General features: G+C 67.7%; 19 protein-coding genes. 13 read left to right on the top strand and 6 right to left on the bottom strand.

What is annotated here, in order from left to right; translation table 11 throughout:
• Positions 1-145 precede the first annotated feature (145 nt).
• From urtA to CA982_RS02880, 7 genes are read left to right on the top strand one after another with little or no spacing between them, the layout of a single operon-like run.
• The gene (gene urtA, locus CA982_RS02910; RefSeq protein WP_425269021.1) at positions 146-1,417 is read left to right on the top strand and encodes an urea ABC transporter substrate-binding protein; all 1,272 of its coding nucleotides are present in this window, start codon (positions 146-148) and stop codon (positions 1,415-1,417) included.
• Positions 1,418-1,459: 42 nt separating this feature from the next.
• Positions 1,460-2,230, top strand: a complete 771-nt coding sequence (gene ureB / locus CA982_RS02905) for an urease subunit beta (RefSeq protein WP_086533839.1) — start codon at positions 1,460-1,462, stop codon at positions 2,228-2,230.
• Positions 2,211-3,923: an urease subunit alpha gene (ureC, locus tag CA982_RS02900; RefSeq protein ID WP_086533838.1), complete on the top strand. Its 1,713-nt coding sequence runs from the start codon at positions 2,211-2,213 to the stop codon at positions 3,921-3,923. Before ureB ends, ureC begins: the two co-directional genes overlap by 20 nt.
• 9 nt (positions 3,924-3,932) lie before the next feature.
• Positions 3,933-4,559 (top strand): urease accessory protein UreG, encoded by a 627-nt coding sequence (gene ureG / locus CA982_RS02895; RefSeq protein ID WP_086533837.1) that lies wholly within the window; start codon positions 3,933-3,935, stop codon positions 4,557-4,559.
• On the top strand, positions 4,556-5,398 hold the full coding sequence (locus CA982_RS02890) for an urease accessory protein UreD (protein ID WP_086533836.1): 843 nt from the start codon (positions 4,556-4,558) through the stop codon (positions 5,396-5,398). The genes ureG and CA982_RS02890 overlap by 4 nt, the downstream gene beginning before the upstream one ends.
• A 12-nt stretch (positions 5,399-5,410) precedes the next feature.
• Positions 5,411-5,932, top strand: coding sequence for an urease accessory protein UreE (locus tag CA982_RS02885; RefSeq protein WP_086533835.1), 522 nt, complete (start codon positions 5,411-5,413; stop codon positions 5,930-5,932).
• Positions 5,925-6,671: an urease accessory protein UreF gene (locus CA982_RS02880; RefSeq protein WP_086533834.1), complete on the top strand. Its 747-nt coding sequence runs from the start codon at positions 5,925-5,927 to the stop codon at positions 6,669-6,671. Before CA982_RS02885 ends, CA982_RS02880 begins: the two co-directional genes overlap by 8 nt.
• Positions 6,672-6,692: 21 nt before the next feature.
• On the opposite strand, the gene CA982_RS02875 is transcribed toward CA982_RS02880, so the two are convergent.
• Positions 6,693-7,172, bottom strand: coding sequence for a PaaI family thioesterase (locus CA982_RS02875; RefSeq protein ID WP_208617866.1), 480 nt, complete (start codon positions 7,170-7,172; stop codon positions 6,693-6,695).
• Positions 7,173-7,301: 129 nt separating this feature from the next.
• Between CA982_RS02875 and CA982_RS02870 the strand changes: the two genes are divergently transcribed.
• The 6 genes from CA982_RS02870 to CA982_RS02845 all read left to right on the top strand — a co-directional run bounded on the left by CA982_RS02870 (position 7,302) and on the right by CA982_RS02845 (position 11,776).
• A complete protein-coding gene (locus tag CA982_RS02870) occupies positions 7,302-7,913 on the top strand; it encodes a TetR/AcrR family transcriptional regulator (RefSeq protein ID WP_086533832.1) in 612 nt (203 codons plus the stop codon).
• Positions 7,914-8,047: 134 nt separating this feature from the next.
• Positions 8,048-8,725 carry a DUF4166 domain-containing protein gene (locus CA982_RS02865; RefSeq protein WP_086533831.1) on the top strand — a complete coding sequence of 226 codons (678 nt, stop codon included), beginning with the start codon at positions 8,048-8,050 and terminating at the stop codon, positions 8,723-8,725.
• Positions 8,726-8,815: 90 nt separating this feature from the next.
• Complete coding sequence (locus CA982_RS02860; RefSeq protein WP_086533830.1) at positions 8,816-9,256, top strand: SRPBCC family protein; 441 nt, start codon at positions 8,816-8,818, stop codon at positions 9,254-9,256.
• A gap of 109 nt (positions 9,257-9,365) precedes the next feature.
• Positions 9,366-9,887 (top strand): DUF6764 family protein, encoded by a 522-nt coding sequence (locus CA982_RS02855; protein WP_086533829.1) that lies wholly within the window; start codon positions 9,366-9,368, stop codon positions 9,885-9,887.
• A gap of 99 nt (positions 9,888-9,986) precedes the next feature.
• Positions 9,987-10,937, top strand: coding sequence for a polyphosphate kinase 2 (gene ppk2, locus CA982_RS02850; protein ID WP_064569191.1), 951 nt, complete (start codon positions 9,987-9,989; stop codon positions 10,935-10,937).
• A gap of 26 nt (positions 10,938-10,963) precedes the next feature.
• Entirely contained in the window at positions 10,964-11,776 is an 813-nt protein-coding gene (locus tag CA982_RS02845; RefSeq protein ID WP_086533828.1) for a hypothetical protein, read from the top strand.
• Positions 11,777-11,891: 115 nt separating this feature from the next.
• On the opposite strand, the gene CA982_RS02840 is transcribed toward CA982_RS02845, so the two are convergent.
• From CA982_RS02840 to CA982_RS02820, 5 genes are all read right to left on the bottom strand, one after another.
• Complete coding sequence (locus tag CA982_RS02840; protein ID WP_086533827.1) at positions 11,892-13,562, bottom strand: thiamine pyrophosphate-binding protein; 1,671 nt, start codon at positions 13,560-13,562, stop codon at positions 11,892-11,894.
• Positions 13,562-14,341, bottom strand: coding sequence for a cyclase family protein (locus CA982_RS02835; RefSeq protein WP_086533826.1), 780 nt, complete (start codon positions 14,339-14,341; stop codon positions 13,562-13,564). Before CA982_RS02835 ends, CA982_RS02840 begins: the two co-directional genes overlap by 1 nt.
• 14 nt (positions 14,342-14,355) lie before the next feature.
• Entirely contained in the window at positions 14,356-15,090 is a 735-nt protein-coding gene (locus CA982_RS02830) for a TerD family protein (protein ID WP_086533825.1), read from the bottom strand.
• A 104-nt stretch (positions 15,091-15,194) separates the two neighbouring features.
• Complete coding sequence (locus CA982_RS02825) at positions 15,195-17,315, bottom strand: SaeA-related protein (RefSeq protein WP_086533824.1); 2,121 nt, start codon at positions 17,313-17,315, stop codon at positions 15,195-15,197.
• A 27-nt stretch (positions 17,316-17,342) separates the two neighbouring features.
• Positions 17,343-19,019 (bottom strand): Hsp70 family protein, encoded by a 1,677-nt coding sequence (locus CA982_RS02820; protein WP_086533823.1) that lies wholly within the window; start codon positions 19,017-19,019, stop codon positions 17,343-17,345.
• Positions 19,020-19,060: the final 41 nt, after the last annotated feature.

Genomic DNA, 19,060 nt, shown 5'->3' with positions numbered 1-19,060 from the left:
AAGTGGGAAAGATGGGGAATTCTCCCGATTCACGGACCGGATCTCGGTCCCTAGATTCGAGGCACCGGTCGCACACCGCTGTGGGGCCGTGACCGATTGATCTCAGACGGCCGAGCACCACCGGCCGACAAGCCAGGAGTTACCGATGACCACGGACTCTTCCCGTGAACGTTCCCCATGGCGCGTGACGATGTCGATCACCGCTGTGGCGGTGGCCGGTGTCCTGCTGTCCGCGTGCGGGAGTGCGGCTTCCGACAGTGACAGTGCCGCAGGCCGCGTCGACTGTCTCGACACGAGCGGAGACTCGGTCGCGGTGGGTTCGATCAACTCGCTCAGCGGTGGAACCGCCGTGAGCGAAGTCGTGATCCATGACGCCATCACGCTCGCTGTGGAGCAGATCAACGCGGACGGAGGTGTGCTCGGAAAACAACTGCGGCAGGTCTCCGAGGACGGCGCCTCCGATCCCGCGATCTTCGCCCAGAAGGCCCAGAAGCTTGTGGCGAGCGACTGTGTCGCAGCAGTGTTCGGCGGTTACACCTCAGCCAGCCGGAAGGCGATGCTGCCCGTGTTCGAGGACACCGGTGCGCTGCTCTACTACGGCCAGCAATACGAGGGACTGGAGAGCTCTCCGAACATCTTCTACACGGGTGCCACGACCAATCAGCAGATCATCCCCTCACTGGACTACCTGCGCGAACAAGGGGTGAAGTCGATCTATCTCGTGGGCAGTGACTACGTCTTCCCCCGCACCTCGAACGCGATTGTGCGTGCTTATGCGGAGGAGAACGGAATGACCATCGCCGGTGAGGATTACGCCCCGCTCGGCTCCACGGACTTCTCCACCATCGTCAACAAGATCCGTCGATCCGACGCCGATGCCGTGTTCAACGTGGTGGTAGGGGACTCGTTGGCCGCATTCTTCCGCGAGTACAACAACGTCGGCCTGAACGCATCGACGATGCCGGTCATGTCGATGTGCGTCGGTGAGGAAGAGGTCAGGAGCATCGGAGCCCAGAATCTCGTCGGACAGTTGTCGTCGTGGAATTACTACCAGTCTCTGGACAATCCGGTGAACGACGCGTTCGTTGCCGCCTTCAAGAAGCGGTTCGGGTCGTCGAGTGTGACCTCGGACCCGATGGAATCGGCCTACACCGCTGTGCACCTGTGGAAGCAGATGGTCGAGAAAGCGGATACGTTCACACCCGAAGAGGTGTCCGCTGCTGCGGCCGGCGTCAGTTACCAAGCGCCCGAGGGGCTGGTCACCGTCGACGGCGAGAACCACCATGTCACCAAGACGGCGCGGATCGGCCGAGTGACCGCAGACGGACAGTTCGACGTGGTGTGGAGTTCTGATGGACCGATCGAACCCGATCCTTTCCTCGACAACTATCCGTGGGCCGAGGGCGTCGGGGCCTGACCTGCGAACCCCGACGTGTCGGCCATCTGAGAGGGAACACCCGTGCATCTCACACCGAAGGACGAGGACCGGCTGCTGCTTTTCCTCGCAGCTGAGCTCTCGCGCAGACGCCGGTCCCGCGGACTGCGACTGACCTATCCGGAAGCGCGTGCTCTCATCGCCGACGAGGTGGCCGAAGCCGCCCGTGGGGGGGCCAGCGTCGCGGAGGCGGCGGCACTCGGTGCGTCGCTCCTGACCGATGACGACGTGGCCCCGGGGGTCGCAGAGCTTCTGGGGTCGGTGCAGGTGGAGGGATTCTTCGACGACGGCCAGAAACTCGTCACCGTTCACGACCCCATCCGGCCGGGAACTGACACCGCGCCAACGCGATTGGCCGGTGACGAGCACACGCCCGGGGAGTATCTGCTCGCTGACGAAGACGTCGTGATCAACGACGGGCGGGACACCGCGGCGATCACGGTGGTCAACACCGGTGATCGACCTGTCCAGGTCGGTTCCCACTTCCACTTCTTCGAGGCCAACCGGGCGCTGCTGTTCGATCGACGGGAGGCATTCGGCATGCGTCTGGACATCCCGTCGGGTACCGCTGTCCGATTCGAGCCGGGGGCCGAGCACGATGTCGAACTCGTCGCCTTCGGTGGCGAGCGCGTCATCACCGGCCTCAACGGCATGACCAACGGTCCAACCGATATTGCGCTGCCCGCCGCGACGTTTCGCGACCTGCGCTCGGCGGGATTCTTGGACACGTCCGCGGGAGACGTATCCGGGAAGAACACTTCAGGAGGGGACGACGGTGCAGAGACTGACGCGTAAGCACTACGCGGAACTGTTCGGGCCGACAACGGGCGACAGGGTTCGTCTGGCCGACACCGAACTCCTGGCGCGGGTGGAGTTCGACGCCACCGTCTACGGCGACGAGTCGGTGTTCGGCGGCGGCAAGACCATGCGCGAGGGCATGGCGGTGCACAACGCGATCACGAATGCCGAAGGCGCACTGGACTTCGTGATCACCAACGTCCTCATCATCGATGCCGTGCTGGGAATTCGTAAGGCCGACATCGGGATCAAGGACGGGCGCATTGCCGGCGTCGGCAAGTCCGGCAACCCCGCTACCATGGACGGGGTCGATCCGGCGCTGGTGATCGGCGCAGGCACCGACATCCGTTCGGGTGAGGGCATGATCGCGACTGCGGGTGCCATCGACGTCCACGTGCACTTCGACAGCGCCGGCCTGGTCGAGGAAGCCATCTCGAGCGGTATCACCACCATGGTCGGCGGCGGCCTGGGTCCGGTCACGGTGGGGATCACCACCTCGGGGCCACACAATCTGGCCAGGATGCTTCGGGCAGCAGAGGCGTTCCCGATGAACTTCGGTTTCATCGCGAACGGAAGCGCCGCATCCACGGCACCGTTGATCGAGCAGGGACTCGCCGGTGCGATCGGATACAAGATCCACGAGGACTGGGGGGCGACGCCGGCATCGATCCGCGCCTCGCTCGACGCGGGCGACGAACTCGACCTACAGGTACAGATCCACAGTGACACCCTGAACGAGTCGGGCTTCTATGAGGACACCATGCGCGCAATCGGTGGCCGCACGATCCACACCTACCACGCCGAAGGCGCGGGCGGTGGGCACGCCCCGGACATCATGCGAGTCGTGGGTGAGTCGAATTGCCTTCCGTCGTCCACGAATCCGACCAACCCGTACACGATCAACACCTTCGACGAGCATCTCGACATGGTCATGGTGTGCCATCACCTCAATGCGCGGATACCGGAGGACGTGGCTTTCGCCGAGTCGCGTATCCGGCGTGAAACGATCGCCGCCGAGGACGTCCTGCACGATCTGGGCGCGATCTCCGCGATCGGCTCGGATTCGCAGGGGATGGGCCGCATCGGCGAAACCATCGCCCGTACATGGCAACTCGCCTCGCACATGCGTGCCACCCGCGGGCCGTTGCCGGACGACGTCGGCACCGGCGCGGACAATCAGCGCATATTGCGGTACGTCGCCAAGCTGACATTGAATCCGGCGAAGATGTTCGGCATCGATCACGAGGTCGGATCGTTGGAGCCCGGCAAGCTTGCCGACGTCGTGCTGTGGGAGCCGAAGTTCTTCGGTATACGTCCAGAAGTGGTGTTCAAAGGCGGCTTCCCGGCGTGGTCGGTGATGGGCGAGTCAAACGCCTCGCTCATGACCTGCGAACCGCTGAAGTATCGCCCGCAGTGGGCGGCCTTCGGCAAGTCGCCGGCCGACGTGTCGGTCAACTTCGTCGCACGCGCGGCCATCGACTCGGGCCTCGGGGAGCGACTGGGCCTCGACACCCCCCTGATCGGCTGCACGGGGTCGAGGGCCTTGACCAAGGCGGACTTCGTCCACAACGACCATCTGCCCGAGATCTCCATCGAACCCGACACCTACCGGGTGGTGGTGAACGGGGAGATCTGCACGAGCACACCGATGTCGAGCGTTCCGCTCGGACGTCGGTACACGCTCAAATAGGAGGAGAGCATGAGTTCGGATCCGATCCGTATCGGAATCGGCGGACCGGTCGGCTCTGGCAAGACCAGGCTGGTCGAGTCATTGGTTCCCGTCCTCGCCGAGCGCGGAGTCGATCTCGCAGTGATCACCAACGACCTGGTGACCGACGAGGACGCCCAGCGCGTACGACGCAGCGGCGTCATCGACCCCGCGCGGGTCAGAGCCGTCGAGACCGGCGCGTGCCCGCACACCGCGATCCGCGAGGACCCTTCGGTCAATCTGGCCGCCGTGGATGATCTGGCGGCTGCGTACCCAGGCCTCGACGCGGTGCTGATCGAGTCCGGCGGAGACAACCTCGCTGCCACGTTCAGCAGTGACCTCGTCGACTATTGGATCTTCGTCATCGACACAGCCGCCGGCGACGACATCCCGCGGAAGCAGGGTATCGGCCTTCTGCAGGCTGACCTGCTCCTGGTCAACAAGATCGATCTCGCCGAGATGGTCGGAGCCGACCTGGACCGCATGCGGCACGACTGTTCGGTTGCCAGGCCCAGTAAACCCACACTGTTCACCGACCTACGGCATCAGGTGGGGATCGCCGAGATCGCCGACGAGATAGTCAGGGGAGCAATGCTTCCCACGCCACCGAGGGCATGATCGAGCCGGGGGTCCTCGATGTCGATGTGGTCGCGGATGTTCGCGGCGGGACACGGGTACGGCATCTGCGGCAGGCCTACCCGCAACGGGTCACCACACCGCTGTGTGTCGATGTCGACCCGCGGATCGCCTATCTGTGCGTACAGAATCCGTCCGGCGGGATCTTCGCCGACGACTCGTTGTACACGACTGTGGCCGCCGGCCCCGGCAGCCATCTCCTGTTCACGACCCAGGCGGCGACCCAGGTGTTCGACGGTCACGACGGACCGGGGGCAACCCACCACCAGCGGATCCGGGTCGCGGATCGATCGGTGGTCGAGTTCGTGCCACGCGAGATCATTCCGCAGGCCGACTCCCGGTTCGCTCAGGACACCGAGATCGACGTCCGGGGTTCGGGGCTCTTCGTCGGATGGGAGATGCTCGCTTCCGGGCGGATCGGCCGTGGGGAGCGGTTCCGATACAGGTCTCTCGTCTGCCGGACCACGGTGCGGGTCGACGGTGAGGTCGTCGCGCGGGACGCGCTTCGGTTCCGTCGACATGAAGGACGGGTCGACGGCGCCGGTTCGCTGCCGGGGCGGCTGATCGGCGCGGATTACTGCGCCACGTTGCTGGTGGTAGCTCCCACGAGAAGCACCGGTGCGTTACAGAATGCACTGCGATCGGCCCTCGATGCGTTGGATGTCGTCAGCGGTATCAGCGCACTGCAGGCCGAGAGTGGGCTGATCGTGCGCGTGCTCGGTACGAGGGCACCCGCGATGCATGAGGCGCTCGCCGAGTGTCTGGCAGCAATCCGGTCCGAACTGTTGATCCTGGCACCGCCCCCCAGGCGACTGATCTGAGAGGAACATCCCATGACCACCGAATCCATCGAGCCGGCACTGGAAGTGACCCACCTCCTGGGACATGAATGCGATGAGGAGTTCCTCGGACGTCGAGTCGACCTCGTCGAGATCGGTTGGGGGGACGCGCGTAAGCATCGACAGATGCTCATGACGGCCTCGGGGTCGACGGTGCGGCTCCGCCTCCCACGAGGTTCATTTCTCGACGAGGGTGCGGTCCTGGCCGACGACGGCGAGACCATCACCGTGGTACGTCGTGCTGCCGAGCCCGCCATCGTCGTCGACTTCGATGCCAATGGCGGACCCGATGGTGCGCGGCGAATGCTGTTGCTGGGTTATCTCCTGGGCAACCAGCATGCCCCGCTGGATGTCTCGGCGCGCCGGGTGACGACGCCGCTGATGACGAGCGCGACGACCGCGCAGGACACCCTCGCCGCACTGCGACTCCACGGTGAGGTGGTCGACGTCCCGCTCGCCGCACACGGATGGTCGAACACGTCGGCAGATCATCACCATCATCACCACCATGGGTGATCGGCCCGCCGCCAGTTGCTGCGCGAATGGCCGGACCGCGATCGACTCCTCTGCGGCGATCGTCGGCTGGCTGAACCTGCACGACAGCGCTTTTCCGGCGGGCCGTCTGGTCCACAGCAACGGCATCGAGAGCTGGCTACGTGCGTTTCCCGACGCCGGGCCGGATCTGATCGTCGAGCTCGTCGTAGATTACGTGGCGACGTCGGTCGCAACACTCGATGCGGTCGTCGGCGTCCACGCGTGGGCGAGCGACGATCTCGAGGTGCTCAGGGCCCTCGATCGGGAGTTGCTCAGCTACAAGACCTCGGAGAACGCGCGAGACGCGTCGCTCAAGCCGGGGCGTCAGCTCGCCGACACTGCAGGTCGGGTCGGGATGAACTGCGAAGTGCCGGACTGTGCTCGCGCGGATTACCTTCGCGCGGTGTCGTCGGCGAGGGCACCCGGCAATCTGGCCGTCGTCGAAGCCGTGGTCCAGGCGGGACTCGGGGTCGACCGGCGCACCGCGACCCTGGGGACGCTGCGTTCGTCGATGGCGTCCGCGCTCAGCGCGTGCGTACGTCTCGGCAGACTCGGTTCGCTGGGCGCACAACGGACACTGGTCGCGGCGACCCCCGCTCTCGTCGACCTTGCCGCGGACGTCGAGCGGACTCCGCTCGACGCCCTGAGCTCCAGCAGCTTCGCGCTCGAGTTGTTCGGCATGCGACATGCACAGATGTCGCCTCGGCTCTTCGCGAGCTGAGGCAGCCGGACGTAGATCCGGCTACCGGAACACGATGCAGGTGGTGGTTCCGTGTGCCACGAGCTTGCCGTCGGCGGAGAACACCTTGCCCTCGGCGGTCGCGGTGGTGCGGCCGGCGTGGATGACGGTGCCCACGCCGGTCAGCTCTCCGGCGTCGACGGCGACCGAGCGGATGTAGTTCACCTTCAGCTCGAGCGTCGTGTAGCCGACGCCGGCGGGCAGTGTGGTGTGCACGGCACACCCCATCACCGAGTCCAGCAGCGTGGCGCAGATGCCGCCGTGAACGGTGCCGAGGGGGTTGGCGAAGTCCGGCTGCGGGGTCACGGCGAAGGTGACCGCGCCCTCGTCGATCTGTTTGGGAACCATGCCCAGGAGGCGGCCGATGCTCGGACGGTCGGAGCCTGCGCCGTCGGCCTGCCAGGCGCGCAGTAGTTCGAGTCCGGACATGGCGGTGGGGTCGGTCGGGGCGTCGGTGGTCGTCATGACTATGCATGCTTGCATACTTCGCAACAATTATGAAGGTGTGCATACTGCGGGTGATTTCGTTCGGCGCCGATGACCTCGGCGGATGCTCTGTATGCTGGCGCAGGACATCAGAGATATGAGGGTCGGCATAGGAGTTGTTGCTGCATGGCGTCACATCCCGCCGAGTCCGTGATCACCGGTGCGGACGACCGGGGCCCACGTGAGCGCATGGTCGTGCACGCGGCCGACCTGATCGGTCGCGACGGTGTGGCGGCCACGTCCATCGGCGACGTGATCGCCGCGAGTTCCGCGCCGCGCGGTTCCATCTACCACCATTTCCCGGGCGGCAAGACCCAGCTGATGACCGAGGCGGTCCGCTACGCCGGCGAGTTCATCGCCGAACGCATCGGACGTCCGACCACGATGACCCCGGCCGACACCGTGCGCGAGATCGGCGGGGTGTGGCGACGTCTGCTGGTCAACACCGACTTCCAGTTCGGGTGTCCGGTCCTCGCCGGTGGACTCGCCCGTCGCAGCGAACCCGCGGTGGCGGACGCCTCCGCCGAGATCCTGCAGCGCTGGGCCGACCTGGTCACCGCACGGCTGGTGGTCGACGGCGTCGACAGCGACCGTGCCGACTCGCTGGCCAACCTCGTCATCGCGGCGGTCGAGGGAGCGGTCGGACTGTGCCAGACGCGGCGCAGCGTCGAACCCCTCGACCGCGTCATCGCCGAACTGGCGAGCCTGTGTGACGCCGCGGTCGATCGGCTCCGATAGGACTGAGACGTTGGACACGCGTGTGCTCCGTTAGTAGGTTCACCATGTCGTCACCGAGCCGGTGACGCCTGGCCTGCGCCTGTTCATCGTCGGCGTCGGCTCGAATGGCTGGGTGAACTCGGGAGGATGACGCCATGACGCCGGTCTTCCGGCATGCGCTGGGTTCGGACTTCGACCGTCTGCATCCCAACGTCGCATGGCGCTACGGCATCGACTCGACATCCGGTGTCGCCCAGATCTGTAGCGGTATCTACGAGTCGGTGTACATCTCCTCGGCGTTGCCGCCGCCCGCGCTGTGGCATTACGCCAAGCGCAACGCGCTGCCCTCGAAGACGAGCCGGATGGTGCCGTTCACCCAGGGGTACTACTGCTACTCCGACGAGCTCGGGCGGGAGTCGCTCGCGGTGTTGCGGAACTTCCAGTACACGACCGGCCCCCGCAAGCTGAACTCGTTGCTGGTCGCCGGACGAACGGGCCTGGTCGACTACTTCGGCGACGGCCCGGAGTTCCTGTACCCCATCGAGCCGTCGGTGACGCGGTCCGGCGAGTTGCTGCTCGAGAGCGGGCCGATGCGCTGGCTCGGACGTGGCCCCAAGGTCGGGATGCGGGGGCTGTTCACCGCTCAGATGAAGTACATCGAGGGGTGGGACGAGAAACGGGATCGTTTCCGATGCGACGCGACCGTCCGCAACCCGGTCATCGGCGAGATCATGCATTTCCGTGGCTGGTTCACCGCGGTCGACCAGGCCTGCTCGCTGCGCGACATCCCCGACGAGGCGTGGCCGGTCAACCTGGTCGACCGCGAGAACTGATCGAGGTCGACCCGGACGACTCCGTCGCGTGTCGACACGTCGTCGACGGTTCGTTGCATCGGCCTCGCGGGCGCGCGGTAGGTTCTGCGCATGGCTGTCTCAGCGAACATCGAATTCGACGTCGCCGCCCCGGTCTCGGTGGTGATGGAAGTGCTCATGGACATCGAGTCCCTGCCGGAGTGGTCGGGCCCGCACAAGGAAGCCGAGATCCTGACCAGTTATGACGACGGCACGCCCGAGAAGGTGCGGATGGTCGTCACCGCGGCGGGCATCTCCGACGAACAGACGTGCACCTACGAGTGGACCGGCAACTCGTGCGAATGGCACCTCATCGAGTCGAATCAGCTGAGTGAGCAGCACGGCAAGTACACGGTCACCGAGACCGACAAGGGGGCCCGGGTCCGGTTCGACCTCGCGGTCGAGCTGAAGATCAAGCTGCCCGGACTCATCGTGAAGCGCGCGCAGAAGATGGCCGTCGACACCGCCCGCAAGGGGCTGACCGCCGAAGTGGAGAAGCGCGCGGCGGCCTGAGGACGATCGTGACCGGGACGTGACGAGGCGATCGTCTCCTCCGCGGCACCGGCCCCTGTACGCTGAGGGCGTTCCTTACCGGGCGCCCGAGCTATGGAGGCCAAAGCAGTTGAGAATCAAGAAGTTTGCCGTTCGCGGCCTGGTCCTGGCGGCGGGGCTCGCCGGATGTGTCGGTTTCGCCGGGCTGTCGGGCGAAGGGGTCTCCTCGGCGTCGACGCACTGCTCGGTGTCGAATGGTCATCAGGTCGAGCGCGTCGAGGGCCGGAGCGGATGCGGCGCGAAGGCCGGACTCGGCAGTCGTGCGACCGCCGATGAACGCAGCGGCGGCGGTACCGCGATCTCGGTGTCGGACAACGGCGGCAACGCTGCGGCGTACAACCTGCAACCGGGTTCGACGGCCCTCGCCGGTGCCAACAGCCGGGGCAACGCCTACTCCGTCACGACCGGACCGAGCGCGCTGTCCGTCGCCCAGGCACGCCGGGGCGGCACCACCGTGGCGGTCGGTGGCTGGGGCGGCGAGGCCTACGCCGGCCCCGAAGGTGCCCGGTGCAGCGGTGGTTTCGCAGCCGCGTTCGACACCAGTACCGGCAAGGCCTGCCTGCATTCCGGGTCGATCGACCTGCGGAACTGAACCGCAGTAGACGACATCTGAGAGACAGGACACGCCCGACGCGACGGTCGTTCACCGGAGCGTCGGGCGTCGTTCGTCCCTTCGTCCTATCGTTGTGGAGTGACCGACCTCCACAGTCCCGACACCCAGATCGGCCCCGACTTCAGCGTGCTGAACGGCCGCGAAGCGCTCCAGCAGCTCGTCGACCTCCACGACACCACCCACTTCACGGTCAACGACGACGATGACGACGACCCGGTCCTGCTCACGCTGCCCGAGCGGAACGTCGTCGACACCTGGCGCGAGGACTACCCGTACGAGGAGCGGATGAGCCGCCGCGAGTACGAGGTCACGAAGCGACGCCTGCAGATCGAGCTGCTGAAGCTCCAGAAGTGGTCGAAGCAGACCGGACAGCGGCATCTGCTGGTCTTCGAAGGTCGCGACGCCGCGGGCAAGGGCGGCACCATCAAACGCTTCAACGAACATCTCAACCCGCGCGGTGCCCGCACCATCGCACTCGAGAAGCCCAGTGAACGCGAGGCAACCGAGTGGTACTTCCAGCGCTACGTCCAGCACCTGCCCGCCGGTGGTGAGATGGTGTTCTTCGATCGCTCCTGGTACAACCGGGCCGGCGTCGAGCGGGTGATGGGATTCTGCAGCCCGCAGCAGTACACGCAGTTCGTCGCGCAGGTCCCGGCGTTCGAGAAGATGCTCGTCGACGACGGGATCAACCTGGTCAAGTTCTGGTTCTCGGTCACCCCGCTCGAGCAGCGGACCCGGTTCGCCATCCGTCAGATCGACCCGGTGCGGCAATGGAAGTTGTCGCCCATGGACCTGGCGTCGCTCGACAAGTGGGATGCCTACACCGAGGCGAAGGAAGCGATGTTCGCCGCCACCGACACCGACCACGCGCCCTGGACGGTGGTGAAGTCGAACGACAAGAAGAGGGCACGGATCAACGCGATGCGCCACGTGTTGAGCCTGTTCGACTACGACGGCAAGAACGAGTCGTTCGTGGGTACGCCCGACCCGCTGATCGTCGGCCGCGCCGCGGATGTGATCGGGGAGTAGTTCCCCGGCTCGGTAGCCTCGTGGCTGTGCGTAGCTTCCTGAGTGCCCTGTTGACACTTGTCGCGATCGCGGCGACCGTTCTCGCCGTGCCGTCCTTCTGGCTGGACCAGCGCATCGTCGACCGAGCGGGATTCGTCTCGACGGTCGCGCCGATGGCCCAGAACCAGGAGGTCAAGAACTATCTGGCGGATGAGATCGCCGCGCAGGCGACGGCCCGCACAGACCTGCCGATCGCCGGTGTCCTGGTGCGTCCGCTCGCGGGCCGCTACACCGAGAGCGACCAGTTCCAGCAGGACTTCGCCGACGTCGTCGGGCAGCAGCACGACTTCCTCTTCGAAGAGCCCGCACCCGGGTCGGACACCTCGGTGATGCAACTCGACATCACCGACATGATCAACCGCGCCCTGAACCTGTCCGGCGGCAACGAGATCGAGGGTCCGGTGGTCGTCGAACTGACGAACGGTGCATCGGGTCTCGAGGCCGGCCGGTATGCCGAGGTGGGTGGCCAGATCACGCTGCTCGCCTGGGGTTCCGCCGCGGTGGCCGTGATCTCGGCGGTGCTCGCACTGCTGATCGCACGACGACGCGGAACCGTCTTCGCGTGGCTCGGGCTGGGCGTCGTCGCGGCGGGGGTGTCGACCTGGGCCATGGGTCTGTTCTTCGCCGACCGCGCCAAGCAGGAGGTGGCCGGGGCCGAGAGTTCGGGCCGGCAGGTCGCCGAGCTCATCATCGACGGCGCCTACGACGACGTCACCCGCGTCGCACTGATCGTCGGCGGTGTGGGTGTCGCGATGTTCGCGGTGGGCGTCCTGGGGCGGTTGATCATCGGGCGGCGCTGAATCGCTCGTCGAGGTGTGAGGATCGGCGTGGCGCCGGGCAACGCCATCCCACCCGGTGACATCGACCCGACGCCGCACAACGCCGCAGCGTGAAACAGGCCCCTGTCCGGCAGGGTCAGTGACCCGCGAACGCCTCGGCGAGCCACCACGAGCCGCCGTCGTCGGCGATCTTGGCGTCGATGACCAGTGGCCCCGGCGGTTCGGGGGAGGGCAGTGACTCGACCCAGCTCCGGACCTCGTCGAGGTCGGCGAGTCCGGTGACCGTGACGCCCGTGGCGCCGTGGCCGCGGGCGATCGCGGCGATGTCGACCTCTGGGAACGTCACCGTCGTCATGTCGGCATCCCCGAAGTGGTGCACCTCGGCGCCGTAGGCGGAGTCGTTGTAGACGATGACGGCCAACGGCAGTGCGAGTCGGACGGCCGTCTCCAACTCGGCGATGGCCATCAGGAATCCGCCGTCCCCGGTGCCGAGGACCGGGAGCCGGCCCGGTTGGGCGAAGGCTGCGCCGATGGCGGTCCCGAGGCCGAGTCCGATCGACTGGAAGGCCTGGGTGAAGCAGAAGCCGTACTCGTCGGGCACGGACAGATGGGTCGACGGGTACCCCATGAAGTTCCCGGAGTCGATCGACACGATGCGTTCCGCCGGGAGTATCTCGTCGAGCGCTATCGTCAGCGCCCGTGGATCCACCCTGCCGGGCGTCACCTTGCCGGTGACGGGGACGTCCTGCCACCTCGATGACGCCGAGATCCGTTCCCTGACCTCGTCGGTGCGATAACCGGTGGCGCGGCCATCAGCCGACAGGACCGTGCGGACGTCGGCGGCGGTCTTGGCGCAGTCGCCGACCACCCCGAGATCGACCGGGCGATGCGCGCCGATGGCGTCGATGTCGACGTCGACTTGAACCACAGTGGTGTTCGCATTGATGAGCCGACCGTGCCGCATCGTCCACATGTTCAGCGCGCACCCCCATCCGACGATGAGATCGGCACCAGCGATCAGTTCGGCCGTGGTGGGTGAGGAGAAGCCGCCGGAGATGCCGAGCGAGAACGGGTTTCCGGTGAACAGTCCGTTCGCGACTGCCGAGGTCGCGAGCAGCGCACCGGTCGCCTCGGCCAGTGCCGCGACTTCTGGCCCGGCAGCGCGCGCACCTCGGCCCGCGACGAAGACCGGACGCCGGGCGGCGCGGATGGCGTCGGCCAGCCGCGCCACCGACCGGGCCGCCGGCCGGACCCGCGGCGGCTCGACGGAGAGCTTCCCGGGACCGTCGAAATCCGCGGCGGCGGAGGCGATGTCGATTGCGACATGGAGCACCACGGTCCGGCGCTGCGTCACCGCGGTCCGGAAGGCGCGGGTCACGTCCGACACCACGGTGGCCGGTCCGTGGACCCGGTCGTTCACGGCGCCGACGCTCGCGGCCAGGGACTCCTGGTCGATGCGGAAGTTCGAGCGCAACGCGGACGCGGGGGAGTCGGCGGTCAACACGATCATCGGCGTCCGGCTCTTGGCGGCCTCGGCGATACCGGTCATCGCGTTGGTCAGCCCGCAGCCCTGATGGACCGACAGCACGGCGACGCGTCCCGACATCCGCGCGTAGGCGTCGGCCATGCTGGCCGCGCCGCCTTCGTGACGGGCGGCGGTGAACGGCACCCCGCCCTCGCGCAATGCGTTGGTGAGGACGAAGTTCCCGCTGCCGACCACTCCGAACGCGTGGCCGACACCGAGATCCGCGAGTACCCGGCCCGCCACGTCGGCGACCGTCGGGCCGTAGCGGCCGGGTGCGTCCATCAGCCCTCGACGATCGCCAGGACGCGCGACGGACTGCCGGTGCCCCCGACGATCGGCAGCGGACTGACCACGATCACCGCGCCGGTGGGCGGAAGCGCGCCCAGGTTGCGCAGCGAGGTGAGCCCGTACTTGTCGTTGCCCAGGAAGTGGTAATGCACCGGGAACGCGGGATCGAAGCCACCCGCGAGACCGGCATCCACACCGACGGTTTCGACGCCCAGCCCGGTGATCTCGCGTTCGGTGGCCAGCCACTGTGCGCACTCCACCGACACCCCGGGCGTGTGCGACCCGGTCTCGTCGGCGTTGAGGAACTCGGCCTCGGAGCCCCCACGCGACTCCCATCCGGTTCGGAGCAGCAACCAGGTACCGGCGGTGAGCCGTCCGTGTTCGCCTTCCCACGCCTCGACCTCGGCGACGCTCAACAGATGATCCGGGTCGGCGGCGACCACCCGGGTGAGATCGAGGACCGCCGCGGGACCGATCAGGCGCTGCACCGGGATCTGCGACACGTCGTCACCGTCGCGTCCGCTGATCCAGTGGATCGGGGCGTCGAGGTGGGTGCCGATGTGCTCCCCGGTGTGGATGTTGTTGTGCCGCCAGTACGGCCCCGGCTCGTTGTAGGCGCTGACCTCTTCGAGACTGAAGTCGATCAGGTTCGCGAACGGGGCGGGAAGCCGCAGTGCCGGCGTCGAGGCGCTCAACGGGGTCGTCAGGTCGATGACGCGGAGTGATCCGTCGGCGAGGCCGGCGACGACACCGGCCAGAGTGGTTGTGGTCATGGCGGAGTCCTCGACTACTTGCGTGCGCCGCGCCAGTTCATGCCCCAGCCGTACGCCTCGTCGACCTTGTCCTGCGCCCCGCGGATGTAGCGCACCTCGCGGTTGAGCACCAGCTCACCGCCGCGGTTCTCGAACAGCGCGATCGCGCAGGAGAGCGCCGACTGGTCGGCCTCGTCGAGCCGGACCTCGATCTCCGGGCCGTTGGCCGGGAACAGGGTGACGACGCCGTTGGCGCCCGCCCAGTTGGGGGTGCCCTCGTAGATGTAGGCGAAGATCAGGATTCGCCGGATCCGGTTGGTGGCGGCGAGGTCGATGTACATGTTCTCGCCGCCGGAACCCGATCGGTCGTCGCCGTCGAGGTAGATGATGGGCTGCCCGTCACGGGGCGCCCGGAACGAGTTGCCCAGTGCCTGGACGATGCCCTTGCTGCCGTCGGTGAACTCCCACAGGCAGGCGAGGTCGAGGTCGATGCCCTGCGCCTTGCGAAAAAGACCGCCGCCCTTCGAATTCGCGGTCCAGCTCAGATTGACGCGCACCTGGCCGGTGGTCGCACCCTGCTTGCTCAGCGAGATGCTCGGCGCGGACTTGGTGAGGGTGATCTTCGACAGCGAGACCGGCTGAGCGGGCGGCTGCTGGCCGTAACCCGCCGGGGCGGGTGGCTGCTGACCGTAGCCGGCGGGCGCGGATGGGGGCTGGGCAGGCGGCTGCGGCGGCTGGGCCTTCGGACGCTTGGTGTAATCGATCCCCATCTCGGTTCCTCATCTCGTCGTGGTGACATCGTCGTCGGGTGCGGTGATCGGACGGCGAAAACACACTCGCCGCAGGTGTTGGCGCCCAGCGTAGTGGACCACCGTCATCCGGCGGCGCCCGTTGCCGGCGCCTGGGCCCGTGCGGACGGACCGAACACCGACGCGACGTCGAGCTTCCCCTGAGGAGTTCGGCGGCAGCTGGCCACCGCGACATGGCACGGACGTGGGATGTTCGACGGGATCGGGTAACCGCCGTCGATCTGATACCGGGTGTTGGTGACCTTCGACGCGACCGCCGCCGGGTCCGCGGGGTGATCCGGAGCGGCATCCGGACGAATGACGACCATCGCCTCGGTGACACCGACAGGCCACTCGAAGCACACGGTATTTCCCTCGACACGGACCGCCGTGACCGGTGGCGGGTCGTCGGGTCGAGGGCTGACCGCTCGTACCGGTACCGTGCTCCCGGCATCGGCAGACGGGCCGGACGTGGAGCCGGTGCGGGCCGGCTCGGACCGGTGTCCGGCGTGGAGGGCGATGACCTCGTAGACCGGCGGGACCGGGTCGGGTGCGCTGCCGTCGGACAGTTCGGTCGACGTGGTGCGGCCCAGCGTCCGGGTCGAGCCGTCGGCAGCGATCCGCACGACCCGATACGTCACCGACTCGGTCGCGGACGGATCCCAGGAGACGGTGATCGCGCCACCGTCGGCGACCGACCGGACGTTGCGCGGCGGGTCCACGGTGACACCGGCCGCCGACATGTCGAGGGCATCGTGATCCACGATCTGACGCCGCATCTGGGCCGCGGCGGACAGGCTCGCCGGGTCTCCTGCCGACGCCGCGCGGGCGGCCGCGTCGGCTCGGGCGACGACATCGCGCGACTGCTCGAGCCGCTCGGCGAGGCGATCGCCCGCCTCGGGGAGCAGGTCGATGTCCCGGGCCCGCCGGAACACACCCTCCAGCAGTTCGAGTGCCGCGACATGACGCTTCTCGTCGGCGAGGTCGCGCGCCCGGCGCGCATCCGTCACCGCCTGGCGGATGACCCGCTCGACCTCGTCGGCAACCGCCGCGATCTGCCGGAGCGCCTCACCATCGTCGCCGGCCGAGGCGCGCGCGTCCGCGATCGCCGAACGCGCCCGGACGGGCAGGGCGTCCCGCAGTGCGGCGCGGGCGGCGCGGAGATCGTTCGCCCACAGCCTCGTCGGTGGGGGCTCGGCCCGCGCAGGGCCGCCGGCCGGCGGGTTCACGGCCGCGCCGAATTCGGCGGCGAGCGAGGCGATCACGGTGCGCGCATCGCGTGCGCCGAGTCCGCCGGCGCGGGCCTCGTCGAGCAGGAATTCATGGTCCTGCGCGCCCAGTTCGTCCTCGACCAGGACCGCGGCCCGGACCCGCGGCCGGAGATGGTCGGTCACCGTGTCGACGACCGATTGCCGATAGTCCTGCGCCAGTGCGGGATCGGTGAGCAGGATGTCGTGTACATGGACCAGCAGTTCGTCGAGGACGGCGCGGAACCGGCCGGCGGCGAGTTCGCGGGCGCGGTCGTTGAGCGCGACGGCCCGCGACTCGATGACACCGCGGTCGGCGGCCGCGTCGGTGTCGAGATGCAACAGGGTCAGCAGGGTCGGGGTCGGGTCGCCGTCGCGCAGTCGGTCGAACTCGGCCAGCAGGTCGACGATCTGGGCTCGTCGCTGCGCGGTCAACGCCACCCGCGGCGGCATCGGGGCGGCGGGCGCGGCCGGTGCATCGTCGACGATGCGGTGGCGCCGCAACCGGGTGGCGACCTCCGCCGGATCGAGGCCGCCCATCGCGCCGATCTCGTCGAGCCCGGCGCGCTTGGACCTGGGTATCCCGCCGTAACGCTCGTTGAGTCGCGCGACCGCGTTGTCGAGGAGTTCGAACCGCTGCTGATCGCGCAGTTCACGCCGGGTACTCACCGCGCGTGCTTCGGCGATGCGACCGGTCTTGTGCCGCAACGGCGCCGACCGTTCGTCGTGTTCGGCCACCAGCCGGGCCACCAGGATGCGGTATTTCGGGTGGTCGCGATGCTTCTGCCAGAACGCCCACACCTCGTCGAGTCGAGCGGCGACGGCGTCGTCGTCGAGCCGCTCGGCCTCCTCGATCGGTAGGTCGTACAGCTCGAACGAATCGGATTCGTTCGGACCCCCACGTCTCTCGACCGCGGCGAGCACGCGCTTGCGATAGTCGTTGCCGACGAACGGTTCCATCAGGTCCCCTGCCTCACCCGAGATCGGTCACTGCTCGCGGCGCCGGGACCGGTGCACCTGCTCGAGTTCCCGTTCGACCTCCGACTTCGACAGCGATGCACCGGTTTTGGCCGACAGCGTGAGCGGGATCCGGGCATCGACGTGGAACGCGGTGACGTGCAGGACGCCGTCGAAGGCCATCTCGAAGGTCACCGACACCTCGCTGCCCTCGTCGTATCCGGGCGGGATGTCGGTGATCGCACCTTCGATCAGGACCTTGGCGTCTTCGGGACGGGGGGAGGCGGCCTGTCCCTGCTGTTCCAGCACGACCAGTTCGATGCGGGACTGGTCGCGTCGCATGGTCCCGAACGACCGGCGCACCTGGATCGGCAGCGTCTGGTTGCGATGGACCAGCCAGCTGGCTTCCAGCTCGCCGCTGTGACCGTTGACCGCCAGCACCCCGAACCCACGGGAGACCACCGTGTCCACGCGGACCTCGAGCATTCGCCGGACGCTGCTGACCGGCAGTGCGAACGCGTGCGCGACCCGTGTGCACGATTCGTCGAGATCGGTCGGGGCGACGCCGTCGAGTCCACGGTCCTCGCGGAGGCGGCCGCGGGCAGCGAGGTCGGCGCGGACGAGTCGCTCGATCTCCAGCTTCTCACCGTAGATGGCGGCTCCCCGGGCGACGGCGAGATCGGGATCGTCGAGTTCCGGTGTCTTCCCCAGTGCGGCGGCGAGCTCTCGCGCGACCATCGGCATCCGCGACGAGCCGCCGACCAGCAGGACCCGGTCGACGGCGGACACCCCTCGACGTTCGGCGGCGGCCAGGCACGACCGCGTCAGTTCGACGGTCCGGGCCAGTAGTGGGCGGGTGAGTTCCTCGAGGTCGGCACGAGTGAGCGGGATGACCGACCGGGCACCGTCGTGAGCGACGATCACCGACGTCGAATCGGATGCGGTCAGTTCGTGTTTCGCGCGTTCCGCGGCGAGGATGAGCGCTTGTGAACCGGCCGAGTCGTCGAGCGGGTCCTCGGCGTCGGGATGTTCGGCGCAGAAGGTACGCGACAGATGGAGCGCCAGCCGCTCGTCCCAGTCGGCACCGCCGAGTTGATGATCACCGTCGACGGCGAGCACGGTGATCCGGCGGTCGGCGAGTTCGATGACCGTCGCGTCGAAGGTGCCACCGCCGAGGTCATAGACCAGGACCGTCTCGTCGGGTGTGCCCTTGGCCAGCGGGTCGGTGAGCCGGCTGAACCCGTAGGACAGTGCCGCGGCGATCGGTTCGGACAGGACCCCCGCGACGTCGAGACCCGCGTACGTACCCGCCTGGATCGTCGCGCGCCGCTCCTCGTCGCCGAAGTACGCGGGCACCGTGATCACGGCGCGGTCGACCTGCTCACCGGCGAAGGCGGCGTCGGAGACCAGCGATCTGAGGATGAGCGCCGAGATCGCCGGGGCCGACCAGGTCTGGCCGTGCGCGACGAAACGCCACTGCGCGTCGCCCATCCGCCGCTTCACCAGGCTGCAGACGTTCTCGGGGTCGAGCCGGGCCTGCCGGCGCGCCCCTTCGCCGACGACGTGGTCGGTGGGCGAGGTGAGCAGGACCGTCGACGGGGTGGTCGGCGCGCCGGTCAGGCCGACGATCACCGCCGGGCGACCGTCGGCATCGATCGTCGCCATCGCCGAGTTGGTGGTTCCCAGGTCGATCCCGATTACGCCCACGATCGGGGATGCTAGCAGCGCAGACGGTCTCGCCGGTGTCG

This window comes from Gordonia lacunae, assembly GCF_002149015.1.
GTDB classification, from domain to species: Bacteria; Actinomycetota; Actinomycetes; order Mycobacteriales; family Mycobacteriaceae; genus Gordonia; species Gordonia lacunae.
This window is presented reverse-complemented; position numbering and strand designations above follow the sequence as displayed.